Origin of the sequence: Alishewanella sp. WH16-1 (assembly GCF_001441695.1) — a bacterium.
GTDB classification, from domain to species: domain Bacteria; phylum Pseudomonadota; class Gammaproteobacteria; order Enterobacterales; family Alteromonadaceae; genus Alishewanella; species Alishewanella agri.
On sequence record NZ_LCWL01000113.1, the window covers coordinates 1 to 5248 of the forward strand.

Consider the following 5248-nt stretch of genomic DNA (forward strand, 5'->3'; position numbering starts at 1 on the left):
TGCCCGGCGCACGTAAAAAAACGGCTGCCAGTGGCAGCCGTTTTTGTTTGCTTCATCACTAAATCAACCTTCGTTATAGGTTTCCAGATGTGAGGCCATCGACATGACTGAAGCCACTTTGGCATCATCGCTGCGCATCTGATCCAGGCGATTTAAATAATGCTGGTCAATATCATTGGTCACATAATGACCATCAAATACCGAGGTCTCAAAGCGTTTGATTTCTGAATTCTCACTGCGCACCGCAGCAATCAGATCCGGTAACGATTGGAAAATCAGGCCATCAGCACCGATGATCTGACAAATACTGTCGACATCATGGCCATGTGCGATCAGCTCGTTGGCGGATGGCATATCGATACCATAGACGTTGGGGAAACGGATTTCTGGCGCTGCAGAGGCGAAGTATACTTTTTTCGCACCGGCTTCCCGCGCCATTTCGATGATCTGGCCAGAGGTAGTACCGCGGACGATAGAGTCGTCCACCAGTAACACATTCTTACCTTTAAACTCCTGCCAAATCGCATTCAGTTTACGCTTCACCGATTTCTTGCGCTGTGTTTGCCCCGGCATAATAAAGGTGCGGCCGATATAGCGGTTTTTCACAAAACCCTGGCGGTAAGGTAAACCAAGCACACTGGCAATTTCCAGAGCGGCATCATTACTGGTTTCCGGGATCGGAATGACTACATCGATATCCAGATGCGACCACTCGCGTTTAATTTTCTCACCCAGATATTTCCCCATCGCCACGCGCGAAGCATAAACCGAAATATTATCCATGGTCGAATCCGGCCGGGCGAAATACACATATTCAAAAATACAGGGGGTATAGCTTGGATTCTCGGAACATTGTTGGCTATGTAACTCGCCCTGTTCAGTGATATAAACCGCTTCGCCAGGGGATATATCGCGCAGTACGGTAAAACCGTCCGCATCCAGTGCAACGCTCTCTGACGCCACCATATACTCGGTACCAGCGGCAGTCTCGCGTTTTCCCATTACCAAAGGCCGAATGCCATTAGGATCGCGAAAGGCAATTAAACCATGGCCAATCACCAGCGCAACCGCAGCATAGCCACCACGAACCTTGCGATGCACACTGGCAATAGCTTTAAAAATCTGTTCAGGATCCAGCTGCATACTGCTTTGAATTGCCAGCTCATGCGCCAGCACATTCAATAATACCTCGGAGTCGGAAGTGGTATTTACATGGCGACGCGCCAGTCGGAAAATTTCATCTTTCAGTTCATGCGCATTGGTCAGGTTACCATTGTGCGCCAGCGCAATACCAAAGGGGCTGTTGACATAAAACGGCTGAGCTTCGGCAGTACTGGACGAGCCCGCCGTTGGGTAACGGACATGACCGATGCCAATATTGCCGGCCAGCCGCTGCATATGCCGGGTTTCGAACACATCCTTAACCAGGCCATTCGCCTTGCGTAAGCGCAAGGTATTATTATCCACCGTAACAATACCGGCTGCATCCTGACCTCGATGTTGTAACACTGTCAGGCCGTCATATAACGCCTGATTGACCGGATACTTACCTACGATACCAACAATACCACACATTGATTTGTCCTCGCCGGCTAGGGCTTTTGCATAAAACTGGAATGGTTTTGCAAATACTCAAAAAACCATTCAATGATAAAACTGAATTCCGGAATAAGCGTTGACTGCCGCCACCAATCACTGCTGGCAGCAGGCGTAAAGGCGTCGGCAAAAAATAAGATTGCACTGACCACCAGCACACCACGCAGAGCACCAAAGACCAAACCCAATAACCGGTCTGTGCCCGACAATCCGGTTGATTGCACCAGTTTACTCACCACGTAATTAATCAAGGCCCCCAGGATCAGGGCACTAATAAACAAAATCGCAATGGCAGAAGCATTACGGATAGTGGGTTCAGAAATATTGGTAAAAAAGCTGGCAAGGTGTGGATAGTAGGAGCTGGCAATAAAAAAAGCGGCGATCCAGACGGTCAACGAAATGGCTTCTTTAACGAAACCCCGGACCAGACTTATCACAGCCGACAGGGCAATGACCGCCACAATGGTGAAATCAATCCAACTCATTTGCTACCAAAGGATGCTTAATGACGGCGCGCATTTTAGCAAGGGCGCCGAGCAATAGCTAATTATTTTCGGTAGGTTGGTAATTGCTAATCACCAAGCGCTCCACTCCGGTCAGTTGGCGCAACTTGGGTAAGCCCTGTTCCAGCTTCTCACGGCGAATTTCTGGCCCGACAAAGACACTGGTTAACGCCTGGCCGTTGCTGTTGGTAATATTACGGGTAAAGGTCGCAAAGCCTTCCTGCCGCAACTTCGTGACCAACGCATTAGCATTTTGACTGTTGCTAAAACTCCCTACCCGCACTACCCAAGCAGCCTGACCAAGTTCTGGCGTGCTGGCTACCGGTGCCGGCGATACGGCAGGCGCAGCGGTATTGATTGGCGTTTCAGCTCCCACTGTGACGCTGGCAAACTGCTGCGAAGGCAGTTCTGACGCTGCGGTGGTGGGTTGCTGATCTAATGGCTGTTCATCCACCTCTGCAGGAGTTGCACTCGCTTCGGCTTGTTGTAAATTTGCTTCGTCAAAAGGTGTAACCTCTTGCACGCCCTGAAATTCTGGTCGCTCAGGTATCACCCTAAAATCGTCTTTCACCACTTGCTTCTGGCCATCCAGCAGGTCTGGTAAAAAAATAATCGCCAGCATCAGTAAAATACTGGTTCCCAGTAACCGATGCTTAAATGTTGCGCTCATTATTCCTCCTGCGGCAACGCCAGTATGCCCGCTACTGTGACAAAAGATCCGAACACGACCACTAAATCCTGCTGTGCTGCCGTGGCTAACACCTGACGATACGCCTCGGCCAGCTCAGGATGCTGCACTGCCCGGGCTGCTGGCGCAACGCCTTGCAACGCTGCTGCCAGCAATTCACTAGCCGCGCCACGTACACCGGGTAGGCTGACAAGATGCCACTCATCAACACAAGTCGTCAAGGGCAGCAGTGCCTGAGTCAGATCTTTGTCCTTTAGCATCCCGACCAGCGCATAGACGCGCCGATAGCCCGGTTTCAGTCGTTGCAGCTGTGCGGCGAGATAAGCGGCGGACTGCGGGTTATGTGCAACGTCTAACAATACTGCTGGCTGTTGCCGTAACCATTGCATTCGCCCGGGTAAACACAAGCGGGAGATCTCTTGTTGCAACAGTTCACTATCTGGCAAAACCTCCAGCTGCTCCAACACCGTCAAACTGGTCGCGACATTTTGCATTGGCACCTGCGGCAGTGGTAACTGATGACGTTGCTGCCGCAGCCCCTGCCACTGCCAACCGTCAGCCGTTTGCTGATAGTGATAATCCCGGTTTAGCTGCAACAGCTTTGCGCCGGTGCTCTCGGCCACTGCAGCGATGCTTTGCGGCGGTTGTAAATCACCACAGACAGCAATTTTTGCCGGGCGAAATACGCCGGCTTTTTCGCGGCCAATAGTTTCACGGTCCGGCCCCAAAAACGCTTGATGGTCCAGATCCACTGTCGTTACCACACTAATGTCCGGCTCGACAATATTGGTCGCATCCAGCCGGCCACCCAGGCCAACCTCTATCAGACAAAAATCCGGCTGCTCGGCCCGTAGAATCGCAAAGGCGACCAGGGTAGTAAATTCAAAATACGTCAGCGGGATATCTTGCCGTAATTGCTCAACCAGTTGAAACGCCTCAACCCAGGCGTTATCTGCAACATCCTGGCCGTTAAGCCGCAAGCGTTCGTTAAAACGTAACAAGTGTGGTGAACTATAGACGCCAACCCGGTATCCCTGTACCAGCAGCAGCTGTTCCAGGGTGCGGGCAGTGGTCCCTTTACCGTTAGTACCGGCAATCAGCACGACTTTCCCTGGCAAAGCAGCCAGATTACCGCGACGGGCAACGTCGCTAACCCGCTGCAGACCCAGTTCAATTTTCTCGATAGGATGGCTTTGTTCAATATAACAAAGCCAATCGGCCAGAGTGCGGCACGATTGGCTGGTCAAAGGCTGGACAGACATAACTCTCCGGAATGCGTTACTCCGACTGCGGAGCAGGTAATTGCATAAACTTAGCAACAAGTCTGGCAATTGTATCGCGCATTTCCCGGCGGTCAACGATCATATCAATGGCACCATGCTCTAACAGGAATTCACTGCGCTGGAACCCTTCCGGTAGCTTCTCACGTACTGTCTGTTCGATAACCCGTGGGCCGGCAAAACCAATCAGGGCTTTCGGTTCACCGATATTAATATCGCCCAGCATTGCCAAACTAGCAGACACACCGCCCATGGTCGGGTCGGTTAACACAGAAATATACGGCAGCCCCTGCTCACTCATCCGGGCCAACGCGGCACTGGTTTTCGCCATTTGCATTAGCGAGAACAGCGCTTCCTGCATCCGGGCACCACCACTGGCAGAGAAACAGACAAAAGGGATCTTGTGCTTTAACGCGTACTCGACACCGGCAACGAATTTGGCACCGACTACCGACGCCATTGAGCCACCCATAAATTCAAACTCAAAGGCAGCTGCAACCACTGGCATTCCTTTTAGGGTACCGTGCATTACCACCATGGCATCTTTTTCATTGGTATCTTTCTGTGCTGCAACAATCCGATCTTTGTAACGTTTACTGTCTTTAAACTTCAGTAAATCTTGTGGCTCAAGCTCGGCGGCTAATTCAGTCGTCGATTGATGATCAAAGAAATTTAACAAGCGGCTGCGTGCCGATACTCGCATATGGTGATCGCATTTCGGGCAGACGCCAAGATTACGATCCAGGTCGGCTTTATATAACACTGCATCGCAAGAGGTACATTTGGTCCAAACGCCTTCAGGAATATTACGGCGACCTGAAGATGACGTTCTGGGCAGGATCTTCTCTAACCAACTCATAGCCTTTTCCTAATTTGTGATTGCCGGCTAACCGCAGTTAGCTGAGCATAAAATACGCGAAAACCATCGAAATGGCGAAAATGCGGCTATTAAAACACAAAGTACCCAGCGCAGAATACAGAAAACTGGTCTTAAGAGTATGCCGGCAAGCGTCATCGTCAGGTTGGCGGTAAAAATAACGGTCCTAATGCGACCTGAGGAATAGCGTAAGGTTCCGGATAATCGACCTCTACCAGATACAAACCGCCGGCTTTAGCGGTCGCTGCAGCTAGTGTGCGATCCCGACTGGCCAGCAGTTCTGCCAGCCACTCTATTGGCTTTT

Annotated in this window: 5 protein-coding genes and 1 pseudogene; all 6 read right to left on the reverse strand. The window is 51.0% G+C overall.

Annotated features, from left to right (window positions below; all coding sequences use genetic code 11):
* Window positions 1-63: 63 nt before the first annotated feature.
* Complete coding sequence (purF, locus tag AAY72_RS12120; protein WP_008984207.1) at window positions 64-1575, reverse strand: amidophosphoribosyltransferase; 1512 nt, start codon at window positions 1573-1575, stop codon at window positions 64-66.
* 17 nt (window positions 1576-1592) lie between these two features.
* Window positions 1593-2081, reverse strand: a complete 489-nt coding sequence (locus tag AAY72_RS12125) for a CvpA family protein (RefSeq protein WP_057787789.1) — start codon at window positions 2079-2081, stop codon at window positions 1593-1595.
* Window positions 2082-2139: 58 nt separating this feature from the next.
* Window positions 2140-2769 (reverse strand): SPOR domain-containing protein, encoded by a 630-nt coding sequence (locus tag AAY72_RS12130; RefSeq protein ID WP_057787791.1) that lies wholly within the window; start codon window positions 2767-2769, stop codon window positions 2140-2142.
* A complete protein-coding gene (gene folC / locus AAY72_RS12135; protein ID WP_057787793.1) occupies window positions 2769-4049 on the reverse strand; it encodes a bifunctional tetrahydrofolate synthase/dihydrofolate synthase in 1281 nt (426 codons plus the stop codon). Before folC ends, AAY72_RS12130 begins: the two co-directional genes overlap by 1 nt.
* Window positions 4050-4065: 16 nt before the next feature.
* Window positions 4066-4926 carry an acetyl-CoA carboxylase, carboxyltransferase subunit beta gene (gene accD / locus AAY72_RS12140; protein WP_040291547.1) on the reverse strand — a complete coding sequence of 287 codons (861 nt, stop codon included), beginning with the start codon at window positions 4924-4926 and terminating at the stop codon, window positions 4066-4068.
* A 158-nt stretch (window positions 4927-5084) separates the two neighbouring features.
* Window positions 5085-5248: pseudogene (gene truA, locus AAY72_RS12145) on the reverse strand (tRNA pseudouridine(38-40) synthase TruA); the annotation flags it as partial.